This is a genomic window from Streptomyces sp. XY431 (assembly GCF_001279805.1).
GTDB classification, from domain to species: Bacteria; Actinomycetota; Actinomycetes; order Streptomycetales; family Streptomycetaceae; genus Kitasatospora; species Kitasatospora purpeofusca.
In genome coordinates this window covers 1-19,604 of the sequence record NZ_LGDO01000495.1, presented here as the reverse complement: position 1 = coordinate 19,604, position 19,604 = coordinate 1, and the positions used below count along the sequence as shown (strand labels likewise).

Genomic DNA, 19,604 nt, shown 5'->3' with positions numbered 1-19,604 from the left:
GGGCCAGGACGGGCGGTGTCAAGCGCTGGGCGCGCGAGCGCGGCCGGGGACGCTTACTTCTTGTTGCGACGCTGAACGCGCGTGCGCTTGAGAAGCTTGCGGTGCTTCTTCTTGGCCATACGCTTGCGACGCTTCTTGATGACAGAGCCCACGGAACAACCCTCGCTCACTGAGACTCTCGCCCGTGAGAGACGGAGTCCATACGACTGACGTGAGGGCCCAGCCTACCGTCCACTCGCCCAGGGTCGTAATCGCGCCCCCCGGAGCAGGCGAACCGCAGGCGAATCCGGAGCGAACGGAGACGGGGCCCACCGATGGTGGACCCCGCCCTGACCGGCCTTGCCTACGCGCTTTCGAGCCGCACGTAGGACTCCTTGAGGTACTCGTGCACTGCCTGCTGGGGCACCCGGAACGAGCGGCCGACCCGGATGGCAGGCAGCTCACCGCTGTGCACCAACCGGTAGACCGTCATCTTGGAGACCCGCATGACCGCGGCCACCTCGGCCACGGTCAGGAAGACGACGTCCTGCAAGGGGCGTTCGCCGGAACTCATGACCATCACCCGACCCTTACCCGTGTGCAAGGCACCGGCTTCCCCTCCGGTGACTCCACCGGCACACGTGTATCCCCAGAGTAGTTATGGGTGGTACCAGTGGGAAGAGGGAGAAGCCCAGTCCTCGTACGGTGAGGGATAAGTCGGTTGCAGTACGTAGTCGATCGGCGATTTGTACCGGTCGGCCTGCGCACGGAACGCGACCGGGCACCAGGTCTTCACAAGCGGAAGGCGCCCCTTCGCCACCCGGTCAGGGCAGCAGGCCGTGGTGCGGCAGGACGGCGCGGCGGGCGGCCAGAATCGCCTGGTCGAGGCGGTCCGCCGGATCGTATCCCGCGTCGAAGTCCCGCCAGACCGGACGGGCGCCGTCGGTCATCCGCAGCGGGGCGGGACCCCGGGTGCGCCGGTAGACCTCGGCGCGCCAGGACTCCGGGGTCTCGGTGGCCGGGTCGACCGGCCGGCCCGCGGCGGTGGCGACCAGATGGGTCCAGGCCCTCGGGACGACGTCGACGACCGCGTAGCCGCCCCCGCCGAGCGCGATCCACCGGCCGTCGGCGTGCTCGTGCGCCAGCCCGTGCAGCTCCTCGGCGATGGCCCGCTGGGCGTCCACCGTGACGGCGAGGTGGGCGAGCGGGTCCTCCAGATGGGTGTCGGCCCCGTGCTGGGTGACCAGGACCTGCGGGCGGAAGGCTGCGAGCAGCTCGGGCACCAGGGCGTGGAAGGCGCGCAGCCAGCCGGCGTCGCCGGTGCCGGCCGGCAGCGGGAGGTTGGCGGCGGAGCCCTCGGCACCCGGGCCGCCGGTCTCGGTGCTCCAGCCGGTCTGCGGGAAGAGCGTGGCGGGGTGCTCGTGCAGCGAGACGGTGAGCACCCGGGGGTCGTCCCAGAACGCGTGCTGGACGCCGTCGCCGTGGTGGACGTCCACGTCGACGTAGGCGATCCGCTCGGCGCCGAGTTCGAGCAGCCGGGCGATGGCGAGGGCCGGGTCGTTGTAGACACAGAAGCCGGACGCGCGGTCGGGCATCGCGTGGTGCAGCCCGCCGGCGAAGTTGACCGCGTGCGGGGTCTCGCCGCGCCAGACCGCCTCGGCGGCGGCGACCGACTGGCCGGCGATCAGCGCGGAGGCGGAGTGGACGGCGGGGAAGGACCAGTTGTCGTCGGTGCCGAGGCCGTGCCGCGGATCCTGCCGGTCGGGGTGGGCGGCGGCGTGCTTGACCGCCTCGACGTAGGCCGCGGTGTGCACCAGGCGGAGGGTGGAGTCGCCCGCGGCGGGCGCGGAGCGGACGGTGACGCCCGGTCCGGCGGCGAGGCCGAGGTCCTCGACCAGGCGCATGGTGAGCGACAGCCGGGTGGGGTCCATCGGGTGGCCCGGGCCGAAGTCGTAGGCGGTGACCGCCTCGTCCCAGAAGAGGTGCAGGCCGCAGGAGGGGTCACGCTCGGCGTCGGGCATGGCCTCCACCGTAGTGGGTGGCGGCCGTGCGGCCGGGCAACGGGTCCTTGAACGCCCGCGGTACGGGAGTCAGATCCGGGCGCTCGTCCCCGGGGTGGGCGCGGCGGCGGAAACGGGGGCGTGCGCGGGGGCCGGGACGGCGGCGCGGGCGGTCCGGCGGGCGGTTCGGCGGCCGGCCAGCCGGCAGCCGAGGCAGTCGGGGTGGCCGTGGCGGCCGGCCGGGTCGGGGGTGCGCCAGTGCCGCAGTTCCGGCGGGCGCGGCCCGGTGGCCTTGCCCCGGCCGGCCAGGTGGAGCGTCCAGGCGGCGACCGCCCCGAGGAGGATCAGCGCCGCACCGGCCCAGAGCCCCGGACCGGAGCCCGCGACGAAGGCCGCGCCCGCGACGGCGAAGCCCAGGGTGACGACGGCGGTGCCGGTCCAGCCGGCCACGGTGTGGCCCATGTCGTGATCAGCGTGTGCGCCCATGTGTCCTCGTTTGGTGTGATGGACGGGTCCACCCGGGCTCCCGTCCGCGAACGGACTGATGTCTTATCTCACGAGATAAGTAACTTAGATGCTAAGGAGATTTCCCGTGGAGGGCAAGCCGCGCCCCGAGGCGACGCCCGAGCAGGCGCTCTACGCGATGGACCGGATGATCGCGCTCGCGCAGTTCGGCCAGCAGGACATCGCGGCGCGGCTCGGCCTGAACGTCACCGACCTCACCTGCGTCGGCTTCCTGATCGAGGCGGCGATGGCCGGCGAGGGCCTGGCCGCGGGCGACCTCGCCGAACGCGCGCAGCTGACCACCGGCGCGGTGACCGGTGTGCTCAACCGGCTGGAGAAGGCCGGGTACGCCCGGCGCGAGGCCGACCCGGGCGACCGCCGCCGGGTGCGGGTGGTGCTGGAGGCCGCCGCGCAGGAGCGGATCATGGAGGTCTACGGCCCGTTCTACGGACGGATCAACGGCCTCTTCGCCGACTACACCCCGGCCGAGATCGCCGTGCTCACCGACTGGTTCACCCGCGCGAAGGCGATCCTGCACGAGTCGCTGGCGGAGATCAGGGAGGCGACGCCCTGAGCCGGCCCCCCGGTGGCGCGCCCGACGGTTCGCCCTACGGCGTACCCCGGACGGCGTCCCGGACGGCCGGTCCGGTGGGCGCCGGGGAGGCCGGCGCCGCCGGGGCGAAGCGGTCCGCCAGCGGCAGCACCGCCAGTACCAGCAGCATCGGCGCCAGCAGCGCCCAGCGGTACGAACTCGCGTCCGCGAGCGCCCCCACCAGCGGCGAACCCACCAGGAACCCCACGTAGTTGAACAGGTTGAGCCGGGCCACCGCGGCGTCCGAGTCGGCCGGGAACAACCGCCCGCCGGCCGCGAACACCTGCGGGATGATCGCGCAGATCCCCAGCCCCAGCACGGTGAACCCGGCGATCCCGGCCCAGGCGGCGGGCGCGGCGGCGGCCAGCGCGAACCCGAGCGCGGACAGCGCGGCACCGGACCGCACCACCGGAACGGCGCCCCAGCGCTGCACCGCGCGGTCGCCGAGCGCCCGGCCGAGCAGCATCGCCACCATGTAGCCGAGGTAGGAGAGCTTGGCGACGTCCTCTGGACTGCCGAGACCGTCGGTCAGGTACTTGACGCTGTAGTTGGAGACCGAGGCGTCGGCGATGTAGGCGAAGGCCATCACCAGGCAGAGCGGCAGCAGCGGCCGCCAGGGGATCGACCGGGCGGCGGCCGCGGCGGCCTCCCGTACCGCGTCGCCGAGTTCGGCCGGTCCGGCGAACCTGGTGCCGGCCAGCAGCGCGAGCGGGGCGACCACCCCGGCCGCCGTCCCGAACAGCACCGGCAGACCGAGCCCGACGTGCGCGCCGAGACCCGCGACAGCCGCGCCGACGATGCCGCCGAGGCTGAACGCGGCGTGGAAGCCGAGCATCACCGAGCGGCCGTAGCGGTGCTGGAGCCCGACCCCGAGCATGTTCATACTCGCGTCCAGCGCGCCGACCAGCAGGCCGAAGGCGCCCAGGGCCAGCGCCAGTTGCCAGAGCTCGTCCCCCAGGCCGACGGCGGCCAGGGTGGCGCAGACCGCCGGCTGGACCACCCGCAGCACGGCCCGCGCGCTCGTCCGGCGCACCAGCCGCTCGGAGGCGATCGACCCCACCCCGGCCAGCACCGGCACCGCAGCCAGGAAGAGCGGCAGCAGGGAGTCGCTCAGCCCGTAGCGGTCCTGGATCTCCGGGATGCAGGTGACCAGCAGGGCGAAAGTGACGCCCTGGAGGAGGAAGCTCGCGGCCAGCGCCGCCCGGCCGGCCCGGAGCCGCGGCGTGACCGGGACGCTCCCGTCCCCCGCATCGCTCCCGGAACGGTAGGCACTCTCGGTAGGCACATCCACCTCGCTACTGGCCGGTACGGCGGTCGGTGGCGAGAGCGTAGGCGCTGACGGGCGTTCGCGGGAGGGGGTGCGCGTGAGACGGCTGCGTCTGCCGCACACCCCTCCCGGGGTCCGGCCGCTACCGGTCGAGCAGGGGGAGCACCTCGGCGAGGTCGGCGATCAGGCCGGTGGCACCGGCGGCGGTCAGCTTCGCCGGGGCGGTCAGCGCGGTGTAGCCGTACACGTCCATGCCGGCCGCGCGGGCGGCGAGCACGCCGTTCGGGCTGTCCTCCACCACCAGGCAGGCGGCCGGATCCACGCCGAGGGTGCGGGCGGCGTGCAGGAACAGGTCCGGCGCCGGCTTGCCCACCCCCACGTCCTGGGCGCTGAAGATCCGCTCCTCCGGGAACCACCCGCGCAGACCGGTGACGTCCAGCGCGGCGCGGATCCAGCTGTGGTGCGCGGACGAGGCCAGGCAGTACGGCACGGAGCCCTGCCGGAGCTCCTTCAGCAGCGTCTCCGCGCCCCGTACGGCGGCGAGTTCGGCGGTGAAGGTGTCGAAGACCCGGCCGTGGAAGGTCTCGTCGAAGCCCTCCGGGAGGAGGGCGCCGTCGTGCCGCTCGGCGATCACGTCGTGCACCCGGTGGGCCGCGGTGCCCATGAAGTCCCGGTAGGAGTCCTCGACGGTGGTCGGGTAGCCCAGTTCGGTCAGATAGTCGGCGAGCACCCGGTTGGAGAGCGGCTCGCTGTCCACCAGGACACCGTCGTTGTCGAAAATCACCAGTTCATAGGCCATACGGGCGACCCTACCGGCCGTCCCTCCGGGTCACTTGCCGCCGGAGGCCAGCTCCCGGGAGCGGTCCCGGGCCGCCTCCAGCGCGCTCAGCAGGGCCGCCCGCACCCCGTGGTTCTCCAGCTCGCGGATGGCCGCGATGGTGGTGCCGGCCGGCGAGGTGACCGCCTCGCGCAGCTTCACCGGGTGCTCCCCGGAGTCCCGCAGCATCACCGAGGCGCCGATCGCCGACTGCACGATGAGGTCGTGCGCCACCTGCCGGGGCAGCCCGAGCAGGATGCCCGCATCGGTCATCGCCTCGACCAGGAAGTAGAAGTACGCCGGGCCGGAGCCGGAGAGCGCGGTCGCCGCGTCCTGCTGGGACTCGGGCAGCCGCAGCGCCTTGCCGACCGAGCGGAAGATCTCCTCCGCCCGCTCCAGGTGCGCCTCGGCGGCGTGCGACCCGCCGGAGATGACGCTCATGCCCTCGTCCACCAGGACGGGCGTGTTCGGCATCACCCGGACCACCGGGGTGCCGGGCGCCAGCCTGGCCTCGAACCAGGCGGTGGGGATGCCGGCCGCGGCCGAGATCACCAGCCGGTCGGGGTCGATGTGCGGCGCCAGCTCGTCCAGCAGGGTGCCCATGTCCTGCGGCTTCACCGCGAGGATCAGGGTGTCCGCGAGCTTGGCGGCCTCGGCGTTGCCCACCACGCCGACCCCGTACCTGGCGGCCAGTTCGGCCGCCCGCTCGGGCCGGCGGGCCGTCACCAGGACGTCCGCCGGGTCCTTGCCGGCCCGCAGCAGACCGGAGAGCAGGGCCTCCCCGATCTTGCCCGTGCCGAGGAAGGCGATCTTCTGTCCGTGCGCCGCGCTGCTGGTCATGGCCGCTCCTTGCCTCCGGTGTTGTGTCCCGCCACCCCGGTCATCCTCGCACCGCGCCCCGCCCCCGGGCGGCACCGTCCACCCTGCGGGCACTCGGCGGAGCGGCACCCCGGAAGAGAGGCCCCTAGGGCGAATCTCGGGGTTCTCCCCTATGGCCCGGCGGTGAACGCGGGCGCACCGTGGAGGCATGGCACACGGAGAGATGTCCCGACGTGAGAACCGGCAGGTCGCCGTCGCCGCGGCGACCTTGGGCCCGTGGCGGACGGCCGCGGGGGTCGGTGCCCTGGTGGGGGCGACGGACCTGGTGATCGATCTGATCGACGGGGACTGGTCGCTGAGCATGCTGGCCGGTCCGGCCGGCCTCGCCCTGTTCTTCTTCTTCCTGGTCGGCACGGTGGGCGGCCGGCTGCGCCGGGACACCGCCGACCGCCGGCTGCACAAGTGGGCGAACGAGCACCCCTGGCAGGCCGCGCTCCCGGCGGCGGGCGGCCTGCTCCTGCTGAACACGCTGGCCCAGCTGTTCCTCGGCGACGCGGGCGTGTTCGAGGCGTTCTTCCTCTCGCTGTTCCCGGCGGCCATGGTCCTGGGTGTGGCGGGGGTGGTCGGCTCGGTGAAGCGCGCCCGCAGCAAGGACTGACGCCCCGGGAGGACACGGGTGGTCGACCGCCCCGCTCCGGCGGGGGTGTTCACCCGGCGGTGCGGCCCCGATCGAACACCCGTCACACCCCGTCGGCATACTGGCGCGATGCCGATCGCCGAAGACCCAGAACCGCGTCCGTCCGAGGAGCCGAAGGACGGGACGGACGGGAAGGACCCGTTCGCCGACCTCGTACTCGACGAGGAGTTCGTCCGCGGCGCCGCCGTCAAGGAGCAGGCGGGCCGCACCCGGATGCTCGCCGCCCGGTGGCAGCACACGCCGCCGGTCGACCCCGGCGGCCGACGCTCGGTGAACGACGGGCCCCGGCCGCGGCAGCGCTTCGCCCGCCGGGCGCGGCCGGTCGACCCGTGGGGCAACCCCCGGCCGCGCCGCGGCGGGTGGTGGCGGACACCGCTGTTCGTGGTGCTCACCGTCGCCCTGGTGCTCGCGGCGCTGAACGTCGACGGGCTGCGGTCCTGGTACTCGACGCGGTTCGGCGACGGCTCCGGCGGTACGACGGCCGGCACGCCCGTGGCGACCGTCGCTCCGGAGACCGGGGCGCCGACCGCCGCGCCGCCGCCGGTCGACCCGAAGCAGCCGACCGTCGACCGCCCGTGGGCGGGCTCCCCCGCCGAGGGGTGGCCCACCGGCATCGACGCGTTCGGGCCCGAACCGGGCACGGTCACCAGGATCGGCGTGTTCGGCGCCGACCAGGTCGCCGCGCAGGTCGACCTGGTCAAGCGGTACCTGGCGGCGGCCAACCTGGACCCGAAGGTGGTGGCCGGCGGCCGCCCGGAGGCGGCCCTGGCCATGCTGGGCCCGGAGGACCGGGCGACGGCCGAGAAGGCGCTGGCCAGTCCCTCCCGCGACCAGGACCCGACCGGCTGGTTCAGCCGCTTCGACGCGCGCGACGCGATCCCGGTCGGCGACACCTACCGGCTCCAGGGCCGGATCAGCGTCGAGGGGGACGGCAAGCGGGGCGTGCTGGTGCACACCGACTTCACCTTCGTCTACCCGCTCCGGCCCGGCCCGGACGCCGCCAAGCGCGCCACCGCACCCAGGCCCTCCGGTCCCGCGCGGCCGACGGGCAGCCCGGCGCCCGGCGGGGGCGGCGCGCCGAAGCCGGTCGGTCTGCTCACCCCGGCGGCCGACGTGGCCGGGGACACCTGGACGGCGCGGACCATCGTGCGCCGGGTGGACACCTTCCGCTTCTACGACCCGGCGAAGTTCCAGGTCGAGCGGGACCGGCTCTACTTCGAGCAGACCATGTCCGACGTCGGCAACAGCGAGTGCGACGTCTACGACGGCTGGTACCACCCGCAGTTCGACCAGTTCGCGGCCGCCGGGGGGACGTCCCCCGCGCCCTCCGGGCCGCTCTCGGACCCGTACGACCGCACCAAGGAGCTGCGGACGGACGGCGTCTGCGGCACGGTCAGCCGCAGCTGACCGGCCCCGCTGCTTCAGCGCTTGCGCTTGGCCCGGCCCGGTGCCCCGGCACCGGGCCGGCCGCTGCGACCGGCCTGCCGGCGTTCGTGCTGGGCGAGCGCCTTCTCGTAGCGGGCCCGGTGGAGGGCCTCGCCGGGGGCCTCGCGCAGGGCGCGGAGGAAGTAGGCGAGCAGGGAGCCGACCCCGCCGATCACCCAGACCACGCCGAGCGACTTGTCCTCGGCCATCCAGCCGGTCAGCGCGTCCCGGCCCTCGGTGAGCAGCTTCCAGGTGCGCAGCGCGGCGAGCAGCGAGCAGATCGCGACCGCGGCGACCAGCAGTCCGTTGAGGAAGCCCCCGTTGTCGGCGACCCGGATGCCGTCGACGGCGAGGCGCAGCACGAAGGCGCCGGCCGCGGCGGCGAGCAGCGCCCCGGCCGGGACGAGGACGCGGCGCAGCCGGTAGTCGCCGCCGCGCTCGACCCAGCTGGTGCCGAACCAGCGGATCGGCTCCGGCTCGGGGGCGCCGGCGGGCTGGGTGGTGGGGGTGGGTTCCTGGGTCACGGGTCCGATTATCCCCGGCTGGCGGGAACGGCGGAGGCGCCGTCCCGGTGGCCGGGACGGCGCCTCCGTGATCGCGGTGGGGGTCAGCCGAGCTTGCTGACGTCCCGGACGGCGCCCTTGTCGGCGGAGGTGGCCATCGCGGCGTAGGCGCGCAGGGCCTGGCTGACCTGGCGGTCGCGGTTCTGCGGCCGGTAGCCGTGGCCGGCCTCCAGGACGCGGCGGCGCTCGTCCAGGACCTCGGCCGGGACCTCCAGCGAGATCCGCCGGCCCGGGATGTCGATGGCGATGGTGTCGCCGTCCTCGACCAGGGCGATGGTGCCGCCGGACGCGGCCTCCGGGGAGGCGTGGCCGATCGACAGGCCCGAGGTGCCGCCGGAGAAGCGGCCGTCGGTGACCAGCGCGCAGGCCTTGCCCAGGCCCCGGCCCTTGAGGAACGAGGTCGGATAGAGCATCTCCTGCATGCCGGGGCCGCCCTTGGGGCCCTCGTAGCGGATGACGACGACGTCGCCCTCCTTGATCCGCTTGGCGAGGATCGCCTCGACCGCGTCCTCCTGGGACTCGACGACGACGGCCGGGCCGCTGAACGTCCAGATCGACTCGTCCACGCCGGCGGTCTTCACGATGCAGCCGTCCTCGGCGAGGTTGCCGTACAGCACGGCGAGCCCGCCCTCGACGGAGTAGGCGTGCTCGACGGCGCGGATGCAGCCCCGGGCGCCGTCGGTGTCCAGCGACTCCCAGCGCTCGGACTGCGAGAAGGCCTCGGCGGACCGGACGCAGCCGGGGGCGGCGTGCCACAGCTCGACGGCCTCGGCGGACGGCGAGCCGCCGCGGACGTCCCAGGTCTTGAGCCACTCGGTGAGCGAGTCGGAGTGGACGGTGTGCACGTCCTCGTTCAGCAGCCCGCCCCGGTGCAGCTCGCCGAGGATGGCCGGGATCCCGCCGGCCCGGTGCACGTCCTCCATGTAGTACGCGCCGTTGGGCGCGACCTTGGACAGGCACGGCACCTTGCGGGAGATCGCGTCGATGGCCCGCAGGTCGAAGTCCAGCTCGGCCTCCTGGGCGGCGGCGAGCAGGTGGAGGATGGTGTTGGTCGAGCCGCCCATGGCGATGTCGAGGGCCATGGCGTTCTCGAAGGCGGCGCGGGAGGCGATCGAGCGCGGCAGGACGGAGTAGTCGTCCTGGCCGTAGTGCCGCTCGGTGATCTCGACGACGGTCCGGCCGGCGGCCTCGTAGAGGGCGCGGCGGGCGGTGTGGGTGGCGAGCAGCGAGCCGTTGCCGGGCAGCGAGAGGCCGATCGCCTCGGTGAGGCAGTTCATCGAGTTGGCGGTGAACATGCCCGAGCAGGAGCCGCAGGTCGGACAGGCGTTCTCCTCGATGATCGCGATGTCCTCGTCGGAGACGTTCTCGTTCACCGCCTGCGAGATCGCGTCGACCAGGTCGAGCTTGCGCACCGTGCCGTCGACCAGGGTGGCCTTGCCGGCCTCCATCGGGCCGCCGGAGACGAACACCGTCGGGATGTTCAGCCGCAGTGCGGCCATCAGCATGCCGGGGGTGATCTTGTCGCAGTTGGAGATGCAGATCAGCGCGTCCGCGCAGTGCGCGTTGACCATGTACTCGACCGAGTCGGCGATCAGGTCGCGCGAGGGCAGCGAGTAGAGCATGCCGCTGTGGCCCATCGCGATGCCGTCGTCCACCGCGATGGTGTTGAACTCGCGGGGGATGCCGCCGGCCTGCTTGATCGCCTCGGACACGATCCGGCCGACCGGCTGGAGGTGGGTGTGGCCGGGGACGAACTCGGTGAAGGAGTTGGCGACCGCGATGATCGGCTTGCCGAAGTCCTCGCGGGCTACGCCGGCCGCCCGGAGAAGCGCCCGGGCGCCTGCCATGTTGCGACCGTGGGTGACCGTACGGGACCTCAGCTCGGGCACTGTGCTCCACTCCTTCGGAGGCTGACTGGCGGCCCCGCTCGATCAGGAGGGTGCGGGGCCACTGTGTCTGTCGAGCCTACGCCCGCCGTCCGTCCGGCGGACACGGCGTCCGCGATGCGGTCAGCCGGGTGGCCGCCGGACGGGGCCGGGCGGCCCCCGGCGCGGGTCAGGACGGGGTGATCGCGACGGTCAGGTCCAGCACGTACGGCTCGACGACCGTGCCGTCCGGGAACTCCGCCAGCAGGGCCTCGCGCTCGACGGCCAGCAGCGGCGCGCGCTGCTCCGGGGTGAGCGCGGCCAGGTAGGAGCGGGAGGTGAGGTCGGTGATCACATGGTCCACGGCGACCCGGCGCTCCCAGCGGAGCCGGGTGTGCTCCGTCCGCAGGTCGTACGGGGCGAGGTGGGAGGTGACCTCGTTGACGGCGCCGTAGCCGTGGTAGGTCGTGGGCAGCGCGGCGGCGAGCCGCTCGCCCATCGCCCGCACCCAGGCGACGCCGCTGTCCTTCACGTTCCACCAGAGGGCCAGGGCGCCGCCGGGCCGCAGCACCCGGATCGCCTCCGGCACGGACTTCTCCGGGGTGGTCCAGTGGAAGGCCTGGGCATAGGTGACGAAGTCCGCCGAGCCGTCGTGGAACGGCAGCTCGTCGCCGCTGCCCCGGACCAGCCCGAGCCCGGGCGAGGCGGCGAGGAACTGCCCGGCCATGCCCGCGTTCGGCTCCACCGCGACCACGTCGGCGCCGCGGCCGGCCAGCAGCCGGGTCGAGATGCCGGTGCCGGCGCCGACGTCCAGCACCCGCGCGCCCTCCAGACCGCGCCCGGCCAGCCGCTCCAGCGCGTCGAACAGTTCCTGCGGGTACGAGGGCCTGGCCCGGTCGTACTCCGCCGCCACGCCGCCGAAGGACTTCGCCAGTTCACGGAAGTCGCTGCTGGGCCCGGATCCGGTCTTTTCCGCCATGTATCCCCCTGCGGACGGCAGTTCGTGTGCCGTCAGCGTACGCGCGCGGGGGTGGCCAGGTGCAAGCGGGTGAAGGCGAGGGCCTCGGCGAGATCGGCCTCGCGTTCGGCGGGCGACGCGGAGCGGCGGGTGTTGACCTCCAGCACGACGTGGCCGTCGAAGCCGGTCCGGGCGAGGTGTTCCAGCAGCTCGGCGCAGGGCTGCTTGCCCCGGCCGGGGATGAGGTGCTCGTCCTTGCCGGAGCCGGAGCCGTCCGCCAGGTGGATGTGCGCGAGCCGGTCCCCCATCCGCTCGACCATCGCGAAGGCGTCCACCCGCGAGGTGGCGACGTGCGACAGGTCGATGGTGAAGTGCCGGTACTCCTCCTCGGTGACGTCCCAGCCCGGCGCGTACGCCAGCACCTCGCGGTCCTTGTACCGCCACGGGTACATGTTCTCGACCGCGAAGCGGACGTCCGTCTCCCCCGCCATCCGGTGGATGCCCTCGACGAACTCCCGGGCGTACTGGCGCTGCCAGCGGAACGGCGGGTGGACGACGACCGCGCTCGCGCCCAGCTTCTCGGCCGCCGCGCGGGCGCGGACCAGCTTGGTCCACGGGTCGGTGCTCCACACCCGCTGGGTGATCAGCAGGCACGGCGCGTGCACGGCGAGGATCGGCATGCGGTGGGCGTCCGAGAGCCGGCGCAGCGCCTCGATGTCCTGGCTGACCGGGTCGTTCCAGACCATCACCTCGACACCGTCGTAGCCGAGTTTGGCGGCCAGCTCGAAGGCGACCGCGGTGGTGGCCGGGTAGACCGAGGCGGTGGAGAGGACGACCTTGGTGTCCGGGATGTGCAGGGCCGGGTGCGGGGGCAGGACCAGGCGGTCGGTGGTGCGCAGCAGCGGCGGGCGGGCGGCGGCCTGGCGGGCGGCCTTGACCGACTTCACGGACTGGACGGCGGCCTTGGCGGCGCCGGCCGCCCGGGCGGTGCGGGTGGGCTCGGCGCCGGGGGCCCTGGGGCCCTTGGGCGCCCTGGCGGTCTTCGCCGCCCCGGCGGCCGCGGCGGCTCCGGTCGCCTTGGATGCCTTGGTGGCTCCGGTAGCCTTGGTGGCCGCGCGGCTCGCGGCCTTGCGGGCCGCCTTCTCGGCGACGCCGCCGGCCGCCTCCCGGGCCGCCTTCACCGCCTTGACGCCCTTGACGCTCTTGACGCCCTTGACCGCCTTGCCGAGCTTGCGGGCCGGCGCAGGAGCCCCCGGGCCGGTGTCCTGGCCAGGGGTCGAGTCGCTGTCCGGAGCGGGATCCGCGGCGGTGTCCGGAGCGGGACCAGGGCCGGTGCGGCGCCCGGCGCGGCGCGGGGCGTCCGGCCGCGGCTTCCCGTCCTGGGGCGCGCGGCCCTCCCGCGTCCCGTCCTCGTCCGCTGGTTGCGCCACGGGAGACAGCGTAAGCGGACCGCGCCCGGAACGGGGAGCCGGTCGGCGCGCGCCCGGCCGCCCCGCCCCGGTGTCAGGGGATGAGCGCGGGCCGACGACGGTCGGCCGGGCTGTCCATGGCGTCCAGCCGGCGCAGGATGATGCCCTCGCGCAGCGCCCAGGGACAGACGTCCAGCTCGTCCAGGCCGAACAGGTCCATCGCCGCGTCGGCGACCAGCGCGCCCGCGAGCAGCTGCTTGGCGCGGCCCTCGGAGACCCCGGGGATCTGCGCCCGTTCGGCGACGGTCATCGTGGACAGCCGGGGCAACCAGGCGGCGAGGTTGACGCGGGTGAGCCGGCGGTCCGCGTACGGACCGGCGTCGGCCGGGGCGGCTCCGGTCATCCGGGCCAGCTGCTTGAAGGTCTTGGAGGTGGCGACGGCGTGGTCCGGCGCGCCGAGCCGGGAGATCTCGCCGACGACGGTGGCGATCTCGGCGCGGATGTGCCGTCTGAGCTCGCGCAGCCGCTCGGGGTCGGCGACGTCGCCGGGCAGCCAGCGGGCGGTCAGCCGGCCGGCGCCCAGCGGCACCGAGCAGGCCACGTCCGGCTGCTCGTCCAGACCGCAGGCGATCTCCAGCGAGCCGCCGCCGATGTCGAGGTTGAGCAGCCGGCCGGAGGACCAGCCGAACCAGCGGCGGACCGCCAGGAAGGTGAGCCGGGCCTCGTCCTGGCCGGAGAGCACCCGCAGTTCGACCCCGGTCTCCTCGGCGACCCGGCGGAGCACCTCCTCGCCGTTGGCGGCCTCGCGCACGGCGGAGGTGGCGAAGGGCAGTATGTCGACCACGCCCTTGTCCTCGGCGACCCGCAGCGAGGAGGTGATCATGCCGATCAGCTTCTCGACCCCGGACCCGCCGATCGCGCCCTGCTCGTCGAGGAGTTCGGCGAGCCGCAGCTCGGCCTTGTGGGAGTACGCGGGCAGGGGTGCGGCGCCCGGGTGGGCGTCGACCACCAGGAAGTGGACCGTGTTGGAACCTACGTCGAGCACACCGAGTCGCATAACCCTCCACGCTACGCGATCTCACGCCGGAGGAGACCGGTCGTGCCGGTGTTCGTGCTGGTCCGGGTACTGATCGCGGCCGGGGACGGGCCGGCCGGGGCGGACCGGGGCGCCGGTTCGAACGGCATTCGGCCGGTGTTGACCCGGCGTTCACCGGGCCGGGCGGTGAACTCGCCGTGAACCGCGTGACCACGGACGGTTCGCAGCTCCGCGGAGGCTCTACCCTTGCCGGGTGGCAGCAGCAGAGACGTCCCAGCACAGCGGCACTTCCAAGGGCGGCAGGAAGAAGTCCGGGAGCGACGGCCCGGGCGCCGTCGACCTGGCGATGCCGACCCTCCGTTCCGAGCTCCGCCCCGAGGTCCCGCTCGACTTCCCGCGCGCCTGGGTCGAGTTCACCGACCCCGAGGACGAGGAGCAGGTCTTCCGCTGCGACCTGACCTGGCTGACCTCCCGCTGGTCGTGCATCTTCGGCCAGGGCTGCCAGGGCATCCGCGAGGGCCGGGGCGAGTCCGACGGCTGCTGCACCCTGGGCGCGCACTACTCGGACGAGGACGACGAGAAGCGGGTGGCCGGCCACGCGGCCCGGCTGACCCCGGAGCTGTGGGAGAACCACCGGCACGGCACCGACGCCAAGGGCCGGCTCAAGATCGACGGCGGCATCACCATGTTCGACGAGGACGGCGACCGCCAGACCCGGCGGGTCGACGGCGCCTGCATCTTCGTGAACAGCCCCGGCTTCGCCGGCGGAGGGGGCTGCGCCCTGCACGCGCTGGCACTCGCGGAGGGCCGCGAGCCGCTGGAGACCAAGCCGGACGTCTGCTGGCAGCTGCCGGTCCGCCGCACCTACGACTGGATCGACCGGCCGGACGACACCCGCTACCTCCAGGTCACCATCGGCGAGTACGACCGCCGGGGCTGGGGCCCGGGCGGCCACGACCTGCACTGGTGGTGCACCGGCAGCCCGGACGCCCACCAGGGCGCCGACCCGGTGTTCGTCAGCTACCGCCCGGAGCTCACCGAGCTGATGGGCCGGGCCGCGTACCGGGTGCTGGCCGGCCTCTGCGAGGAGCGGATCGCCACCAAGGGCGACCGCAAGGTGGCCCCGCACCCGGCCGACCCGGCGAAGCGGCCGAAGGCGCCGAAGAAGTAGCGCGCTCCCAAGCGCAACCCCCCGGGGGGCGGGCCCGCCCGCCCCCCCGGTCGGCGCTACTTGTCGATGTCGCCGACGACGAAGAACATCGAGCCCAGGATCGCCACCATGTCCGCGACCAGCGTCCCCGGCAGCAGCTCGGTCAGCGTCTGGATGTTGTTGAACGAGGCCGAGCGCAGCTTCAGCCGCCACGGCGTCTTGTCGCCGCGCGACACCAGGTAGTAGCCGTTGACGCCGAGCGGGTTCTCGGTCCAGGCGTAGGTGCTGCCCTCCGGGGCCTTGAGCACCTTGGGCAGCCTCAGGTTGACCGGCCCGGGGGCGAGCAGGGCCAGCTTGTCGAGGCAGGCGTCCGCGAGGTCGAGCGCGTTGACGGTCTGCTCCAGCAGGCACTCGAAGCGGGCCAGGCAGTCGCCCTCCTCGCGGGTGACCACGGTCAGCACCTGCCGCAGTTCCTCGCTGCCGTACGCCAGGTAGGGCTCGTCCCGGCGCAGGTCGAGGTCCAGTCCGCTGGCCCGCGCGATCGGGCCGCTGGCGCCGTACGCCTCGGCCTGCGCCCGGGTCAGGACGCCGACACCGGCGGTGCGGGCGCGGAAGATCTCGTTGCCCAGCACCAGGTCCTCGAAGACCGGCAGCTGGGAGCGGACCACGGCGACGGCGGCGCGGACCCGGCCGAGCCAGCCGGCCGGCAGGTCCTCCTTGAGGCCGCCGACCCGGTTGAACATGTAGTGCATCCGGCCGCCGGAGGCCTCCTCCAGCACGTGCTGGAGGTCCTCGCGGCCGGTGAAGGCGTGGAAGATCGGGGTGATCCCGCCCAGCTCCAGCGGGTAGGAGCCGAGGAACATCAGGTGGTTGAGGACGCGGTTCAGCTCGGCCAGCAGGGTGCGGATCCACACCGCCCGCTCGGGCACCTCCATGCCGAGCATCCGCTCGACGCCGAGCACCACGCCCAGTTCGTTGGAGAAGGCCGAGAGCCAGTCGTGCCGGTTGGCCAGCATGATGATCTGCCGGTAGTCCCGGGCCTCGAAGAGCTTCTCCGCGCCCCGGTGCATGTAGCCGATCACCGGCTCGGCGCTGACGATGCGCTCGCCGTCCAGTACCAGGCGCAGGCGCAGCACACCGTGCGTCGCCGGGTGCTGCGGGCCGATGTTGAGCACCATGTCGGTGCTGCCAGCCCCGCCCGTGACGTTCTCGGCTCCCGCCCCGATGCCGACCGTGGTCTCCCTCATGGGGTCAGAGTCTGCCATCCCGGCAGCGCCCCGAGGCTCGGCGGTACCGGCATGCGGACGGCCTGCGAGAGCCAGCCGAATCCGCCCAGGCCCGCGGCGTCGGTGAGCTCGGCCCCCTCGCCCGCGCCGCCGAGCGCGCGCAGGTAGCCGACCGGGTCGGTGGAGGCGAGGGCCAGCGGCGGCCGGGCGCCGCTGACGCCGAGCGCCCGCAGCGCCTCCCGCTGGGTCGTCCACAGGCTGTGGAGACCGGGCGCGGCCACCGCGTCCAGCGCCACGTGCGCGGTGACGTCGCAGGAGCCGTCGGGCACCGGGGGCACCTCGCGGCCGGCCCGGAAGCCGGTCCGGGTGGGGAACGGCGGGCGCCGCCCGGCGGTGTGCCCGTAGTCGACGGCGACGGCCAGACCCCGTTCCAGGCCGGCCACCGCGTGCGCCCAGGCGGCGTCCCTGGGCGCACCGAACTCGACGAAGTCCCCGGGCCGTTCGGCCGGCCACCAGCGGGCGGCCCAGTCGGCGTCGGCGGCGTCCACGGGCCCGCCGAGCCGCTCCTCCCCGGTCGCCGGGTCCACCTCCAGGTAGCGGAGCTGCCCGTCCTCGCCGACCTCGCCGGTGTCCAGCGGCACGTTGTCCAGCCACTCGTTGGCGATCAGCAGCCCGGTGACGCCGCGCGGCACCTCCGCCGTCCACACCGTCCCGGCCCAGCTCCGCTCCGTCCACAGGCCTGTGGACGGAGCGGCGGGCGGCGCGTCCGGGCGGTCGGCGAGCTCCACCGCCCACACCTTCAGCCGCTCCCCCACCGGCTCCGGCAGTTCGGCCAGCACCCCGGCGACCAGCTCGCCCCGGCCGGCCCCGACGTCCACGAAGGCCAGCTCCTCCGGGCGGCCGAGCGCCGCGTCCACCTCCAGCAGCAGCCGGGCCACCGCCCGGGCGAACAGCGGCGAGGCGTGCACCGAGGTCCGGAAGTGCCCGGCCGGGCCCTCCGGCCTGCGGTAGAAGCCGCCGTCGGGGTCGTAGAGGGCACGCTCCGTGGCGGGCGCCCACCGCATCCAGCTCATGGAGCGGGACGCTACACACCCGGTCCGTACCCGCCCAATCCCTACGGCAGCGGCATGCCGGGCTCTCCGACCTAGGGAGTAGAACGGATCGCCCTCCCGGCGGACCTGGACACGGGGTGCGACTGCCTACGCTTGAGTCGTGCATCGACTCAACGCCTGGCTCCGCCGTCACCCCATGGTGATCGACTCCGTCTGGGCCGCGATGGTGCTCTTCCTCGGCGTGGTGCCGGAGGGCGGGAGCGAGAACAGCGGCTGGCGGCTCGGGGTCCACTACGCCGTCGCCGTCCTGCTGCCCCTGCTGATGGTGTTCCGCCGGCGCTTCCCCGACGCGACGGTGGCCGCCGCGGGCCTGATCGGCGTCACCCAGGTCCTCCTGGACGTCAACCCGGCGGTCTCCAGCATCGCCTACCTGGTGTTCGCCTACACCGGCGCCGCGTTCGGCAAGCCCTGGACGTCCCGGTTCGCGCTGCTCGGCGGCCTGCTCGCGGGCCCGCTGGTGTACTGGCGGCTGCATCCGCAGAAGATCCAGTCGGTCGGCGACTCCGACGTCCACTTCGTGAACTACTCCGCCCCCGAGGCGCTGCTCATCATCGGCCTGATGACCACCCCGTTCATCCTCTGCTGGGCCTGGGGCCGGCTGACCAGGGTGCGCCGGGCGTACCTGGTCGAGCTGGAGGACCGGGCGGCCCGGCTGGAGCGGGAGCGCGACGCCCAGTCCAAGGTCGCGGTCGCCGCCGAGCGGGCCCGGATCGCCCGCGAACTGCACGACGTGGTCGCGCACAACGTCTCGGTGATGATCGTCCAGGCCGACGGCGCCGCCTACGTCCTGGACAACTCGCCGCAGCAGGCCAAGGAGGCGCTCAGCACCATCGCCTCCACCGGCCGGCAGGCGCTGGTCGAGATGCGCCGGCTGCTGGGCGTGCTGCGCAGCGCCGACACCAAGGGCGAGGAGTACGTGCCGCAGCCCGGCGTCGAGGAGCTGCCGGAGCTGCTCGACCAGGTCCGCACGGCCGGCCTCCAGGTCGACTTCGCCACCTCGGGCCACCCGCGCGAACTGCCGCGCGGCGTCGAGCTGACGGTCTACCGGATCGTCCAGGAGGCGCTGACCAACGTCCGCAAGCACGGCGGCCCCGACGTCCACGCCCGGGTCGCGGTCGACTTCGGCGAGCGCGAACTGGCCGTGCTGGTCGAGGACGACGGCCGCGGCAGCACCGACGAGCAGCTCGCCTCCGGCGGCACCGACGGCCAGGGCCACGGCCTGATCGGCATGCGCGAGCGGGTCGGTATGGTCAGCGGCAGCCTCGACATCGGGCCCCGCCCCGGCGGCGGATTCCGGATCCGCGCCGTCCTGCCGCTCAAGGCCGCCTGACCCAGGACCCGCCGACCGGACACCCACCCGACCCCGGACACCCGCCGACGGACGCCACCGACCCCCCGCTGTCCTCCCCGAGGAACTAGGAGCCACCCTTGACCATCCGCGTGATGCTGGTCGACGACCAGGAGCTGCTGCGCACCGGATTCCGGATGATCCTCCAGTCGCAGGGGGACATCGAGATCGCCGCCGAGGCCGGGGACGGCGCCCAGGCCGTGGAGAAGCTCCGGCACACGGCGGTGGACGTGATCCTCATGGACGTCCGGATGCCCCGGCTGGACGGGGTGCAGGCCACCCGGCGGATCTGCCTGGCCGAGGACGGCAGCCCGCTGCCGGACGCCCCGCACGTGCTCATCCTCACCACCTTCGACCTCGACGAGTACGCCTTCGCCGCGCTCAAGGCCGGGGCCAGCGGCTTCCTGCTCAAGGACGTGCCGCCGACCGAGCTGGTGGCCGCGATCCGCGCCGTGCACGGCGGGGACGCCGTGGTCGCCCCGACCACCACCCGCCGCATGATCGACCGCTTCGCCGAGGTGCTGCCGACCCCGCAGAGCGGCCCGGGCGGCTCCGACACCCTGGGCCCGCTCACCGAGCGCGAGCGCGAGGTGTTCCTGCTGGTCGCCCAGGGCCTGTCGAACGGGGAGATCGCGGCCCGGCTGGTGCTCTCCGAGGCCACCGTGAAGACCCACGTCGGGCGGATCCTGGCCAAGCTGGGCCTGCGCGACCGGGTCCAGGCCGTGGTCCTGGCCTACGAGGCCGGACTGATCCGGGCCGGCGCCTCCGACTGACCCGCCCAGCCGCCGGCCGCCGTGTCCGCTCCCCCCGCCCCGGCCCCCGCCCACGCTCCGGACC

20 protein-coding genes are annotated in these 19,604 nt (G+C 74.0%); 6 read left to right on the top strand and 14 right to left on the bottom strand.

What is annotated here, in order from left to right:
* Positions 1-53 precede the first annotated feature (53 nt).
* The 4 genes from ADK60_RS42660 to ADK60_RS34515 all read right to left on the bottom strand — a co-directional run bounded on the left by ADK60_RS42660 (position 54) and on the right by ADK60_RS34515 (position 2,465).
* Positions 54-152 (bottom strand): 30S ribosomal protein bS22, encoded by a 99-nt coding sequence (locus ADK60_RS42660; RefSeq protein ID WP_003948845.1) that lies wholly within the window; start codon positions 150-152, stop codon positions 54-56.
* Positions 153-343: 191 nt separating this feature from the next.
* Positions 344-553, bottom strand: a complete 210-nt coding sequence (locus ADK60_RS34525) for a helix-turn-helix domain-containing protein (RefSeq protein ID WP_045937940.1) — start codon at positions 551-553, stop codon at positions 344-346.
* Between the two features lie 250 nt (positions 554-803).
* On the bottom strand, positions 804-2,000 hold the full coding sequence (locus ADK60_RS34520; RefSeq protein WP_053650878.1) for an acetoin utilization protein AcuC: 1,197 nt from the start codon (positions 1,998-2,000) through the stop codon (positions 804-806).
* Positions 2,001-2,069: 69 nt separating this feature from the next.
* Positions 2,070-2,465, bottom strand: a complete 396-nt coding sequence (locus tag ADK60_RS34515; RefSeq protein ID WP_053650847.1) for an HGxxPAAW family protein — start codon at positions 2,463-2,465, stop codon at positions 2,070-2,072.
* Positions 2,466-2,571: 106 nt separating this feature from the next.
* Between ADK60_RS34515 and ADK60_RS34510 the strand changes: the two genes are divergently transcribed.
* On the top strand, positions 2,572-3,057 hold the full coding sequence (locus ADK60_RS34510) for a MarR family winged helix-turn-helix transcriptional regulator (RefSeq protein WP_045937942.1): 486 nt from the start codon (positions 2,572-2,574) through the stop codon (positions 3,055-3,057).
* Between the two features lie 34 nt (positions 3,058-3,091).
* On the opposite strand, the gene ADK60_RS34505 is transcribed toward ADK60_RS34510, so the two are convergent.
* The 3 genes from ADK60_RS34505 to proC form a co-directional block, all read right to left on the bottom strand.
* Complete coding sequence (locus ADK60_RS34505; protein WP_053650877.1) at positions 3,092-4,270, bottom strand: MFS transporter; 1,179 nt, start codon at positions 4,268-4,270, stop codon at positions 3,092-3,094.
* A gap of 214 nt (positions 4,271-4,484) precedes the next feature.
* Positions 4,485-5,141: an HAD family hydrolase gene (locus ADK60_RS34500; protein ID WP_053650846.1), complete on the bottom strand. Its 657-nt coding sequence runs from the start codon at positions 5,139-5,141 to the stop codon at positions 4,485-4,487.
* Between the two features lie 30 nt (positions 5,142-5,171).
* Entirely contained in the window at positions 5,172-5,999 is an 828-nt protein-coding gene (gene proC, locus ADK60_RS34495; protein WP_045937944.1) for a pyrroline-5-carboxylate reductase, read from the bottom strand.
* A 187-nt stretch (positions 6,000-6,186) separates the two neighbouring features.
* Here proC and ADK60_RS34490 point away from each other — a divergent pair, with 187 nt between their 5' ends.
* Complete coding sequence (locus ADK60_RS34490) at positions 6,187-6,636, top strand: hypothetical protein (protein WP_159400702.1); 450 nt, start codon at positions 6,187-6,189, stop codon at positions 6,634-6,636.
* A 108-nt stretch (positions 6,637-6,744) separates the two neighbouring features.
* On the top strand, positions 6,745-8,082 hold the full coding sequence (locus tag ADK60_RS34485) for an SCO2583/SCO2584 N-terminal domain-containing protein (RefSeq protein ID WP_053650844.1): 1,338 nt from the start codon (positions 6,745-6,747) through the stop codon (positions 8,080-8,082).
* 14 nt (positions 8,083-8,096) lie between these two features.
* On the opposite strand, the gene ADK60_RS34480 is transcribed toward ADK60_RS34485, so the two are convergent.
* From ADK60_RS34480 to ADK60_RS34460, 5 genes are all read right to left on the bottom strand, one after another.
* Positions 8,097-8,624, bottom strand: a complete 528-nt coding sequence (locus ADK60_RS34480; protein ID WP_063783355.1) for a hypothetical protein — start codon at positions 8,622-8,624, stop codon at positions 8,097-8,099.
* Between the two features lie 83 nt (positions 8,625-8,707).
* The gene (ilvD, locus tag ADK60_RS34475) at positions 8,708-10,552 is read right to left on the bottom strand and encodes a dihydroxy-acid dehydratase (RefSeq protein WP_053650843.1); all 1,845 of its coding nucleotides are present in this window, start codon (positions 10,550-10,552) and stop codon (positions 8,708-8,710) included.
* Between the two features lie 166 nt (positions 10,553-10,718).
* Positions 10,719-11,507, bottom strand: a complete 789-nt coding sequence (locus ADK60_RS34470) for a class I SAM-dependent methyltransferase (protein WP_053650842.1) — start codon at positions 11,505-11,507, stop codon at positions 10,719-10,721.
* Positions 11,508-11,539: 32 nt separating this feature from the next.
* Positions 11,540-12,343, bottom strand: coding sequence for a sugar phosphate isomerase/epimerase family protein (locus ADK60_RS34465; protein WP_199839821.1), 804 nt, complete (start codon positions 12,341-12,343; stop codon positions 11,540-11,542).
* A gap of 646 nt (positions 12,344-12,989) precedes the next feature.
* Positions 12,990-13,952 (bottom strand): Ppx/GppA family phosphatase, encoded by a 963-nt coding sequence (locus ADK60_RS34460; RefSeq protein WP_045937952.1) that lies wholly within the window; start codon positions 13,950-13,952, stop codon positions 12,990-12,992.
* A gap of 325 nt (positions 13,953-14,277) precedes the next feature.
* Here ADK60_RS34460 and ADK60_RS34455 point away from each other — a divergent pair, with 325 nt between their 5' ends.
* Entirely contained in the window at positions 14,278-15,102 is an 825-nt protein-coding gene (locus tag ADK60_RS34455; protein ID WP_045937956.1) for a DUF3109 family protein, read from the top strand.
* A gap of 56 nt (positions 15,103-15,158) precedes the next feature.
* Here ADK60_RS34455 and ADK60_RS34450 read toward each other — a convergent pair whose 3' ends face one another.
* A complete protein-coding gene (locus ADK60_RS34450; RefSeq protein ID WP_053650841.1) occupies positions 15,159-16,328 on the bottom strand; it encodes an NADH-quinone oxidoreductase subunit D in 1,170 nt (389 codons plus the stop codon).
* Positions 16,325-17,380, bottom strand: coding sequence for an SAM-dependent methyltransferase (locus ADK60_RS34445; protein WP_053650840.1), 1,056 nt, complete (start codon positions 17,378-17,380; stop codon positions 16,325-16,327). Before ADK60_RS34445 ends, ADK60_RS34450 begins: the two co-directional genes overlap by 4 nt.
* 139 nt (positions 17,381-17,519) lie before the next feature.
* Between ADK60_RS34445 and ADK60_RS34440 the strand changes: the two genes are divergently transcribed.
* The gene (locus ADK60_RS34440; protein WP_045937959.1) at positions 17,520-18,749 is read left to right on the top strand and encodes a sensor histidine kinase; all 1,230 of its coding nucleotides are present in this window, start codon (positions 17,520-17,522) and stop codon (positions 18,747-18,749) included.
* A gap of 98 nt (positions 18,750-18,847) precedes the next feature.
* Positions 18,848-19,540 (top strand): response regulator, encoded by a 693-nt coding sequence (locus ADK60_RS34435; protein WP_045937960.1) that lies wholly within the window; start codon positions 18,848-18,850, stop codon positions 19,538-19,540.
* Positions 19,541-19,604: the final 64 nt, after the last annotated feature.

Excerpts from the sequence above, each read along its gene's own strand:
- ADK60_RS34520 (WP_053650878.1), bottom strand. The coding sequence starts at position 2,000 with ATGCCCGACGCCGAGCGTGACCCCTCCTGCGGCCTGCACCTCTTCTGG.
- ADK60_RS34470 (WP_053650842.1), bottom strand. The coding sequence starts at position 11,507 with ATGGCGGAAAAGACCGGATCCGGGCCCAGCAGCGACTTCCGTGAACTG.
- ADK60_RS34445 (WP_053650840.1), bottom strand. The coding sequence starts at position 17,380 with ATGAGCTGGATGCGGTGGGCGCCCGCCACGGAGCGTGCCCTCTACGAC.
- ADK60_RS34450 (WP_053650841.1), bottom strand. The coding sequence starts at position 16,328 with ATGAGGGAGACCACGGTCGGCATCGGGGCGGGAGCCGAGAACGTCACG.
- ADK60_RS34460 (WP_045937952.1), bottom strand. The coding sequence starts at position 13,952 with ATGCGACTCGGTGTGCTCGACGTAGGTTCCAACACGGTCCACTTCCTG.
- ADK60_RS34455 (WP_045937956.1), top strand. The coding sequence starts at position 14,278 with ATGCCGACCCTCCGTTCCGAGCTCCGCCCCGAGGTCCCGCTCGACTTC.
- ADK60_RS34490 (WP_159400702.1), top strand. The coding sequence starts at position 6,187 with ATGGCACACGGAGAGATGTCCCGACGTGAGAACCGGCAGGTCGCCGTC.
- proC (WP_045937944.1), bottom strand. The coding sequence starts at position 5,999 with ATGACCAGCAGCGCGGCGCACGGACAGAAGATCGCCTTCCTCGGCACG.
- ADK60_RS34525 (WP_045937940.1), bottom strand. The coding sequence starts at position 553 with ATGAGTTCCGGCGAACGCCCCTTGCAGGACGTCGTCTTCCTGACCGTG.
- ADK60_RS34485 (WP_053650844.1), top strand. The coding sequence starts at position 6,745 with ATGCCGATCGCCGAAGACCCAGAACCGCGTCCGTCCGAGGAGCCGAAG.
- ADK60_RS34515 (WP_053650847.1), bottom strand. The coding sequence starts at position 2,465 with ATGGGCGCACACGCTGATCACGACATGGGCCACACCGTGGCCGGCTGG.
- ADK60_RS34500 (WP_053650846.1), bottom strand. The coding sequence starts at position 5,141 with ATGGCCTATGAACTGGTGATTTTCGACAACGACGGTGTCCTGGTGGAC.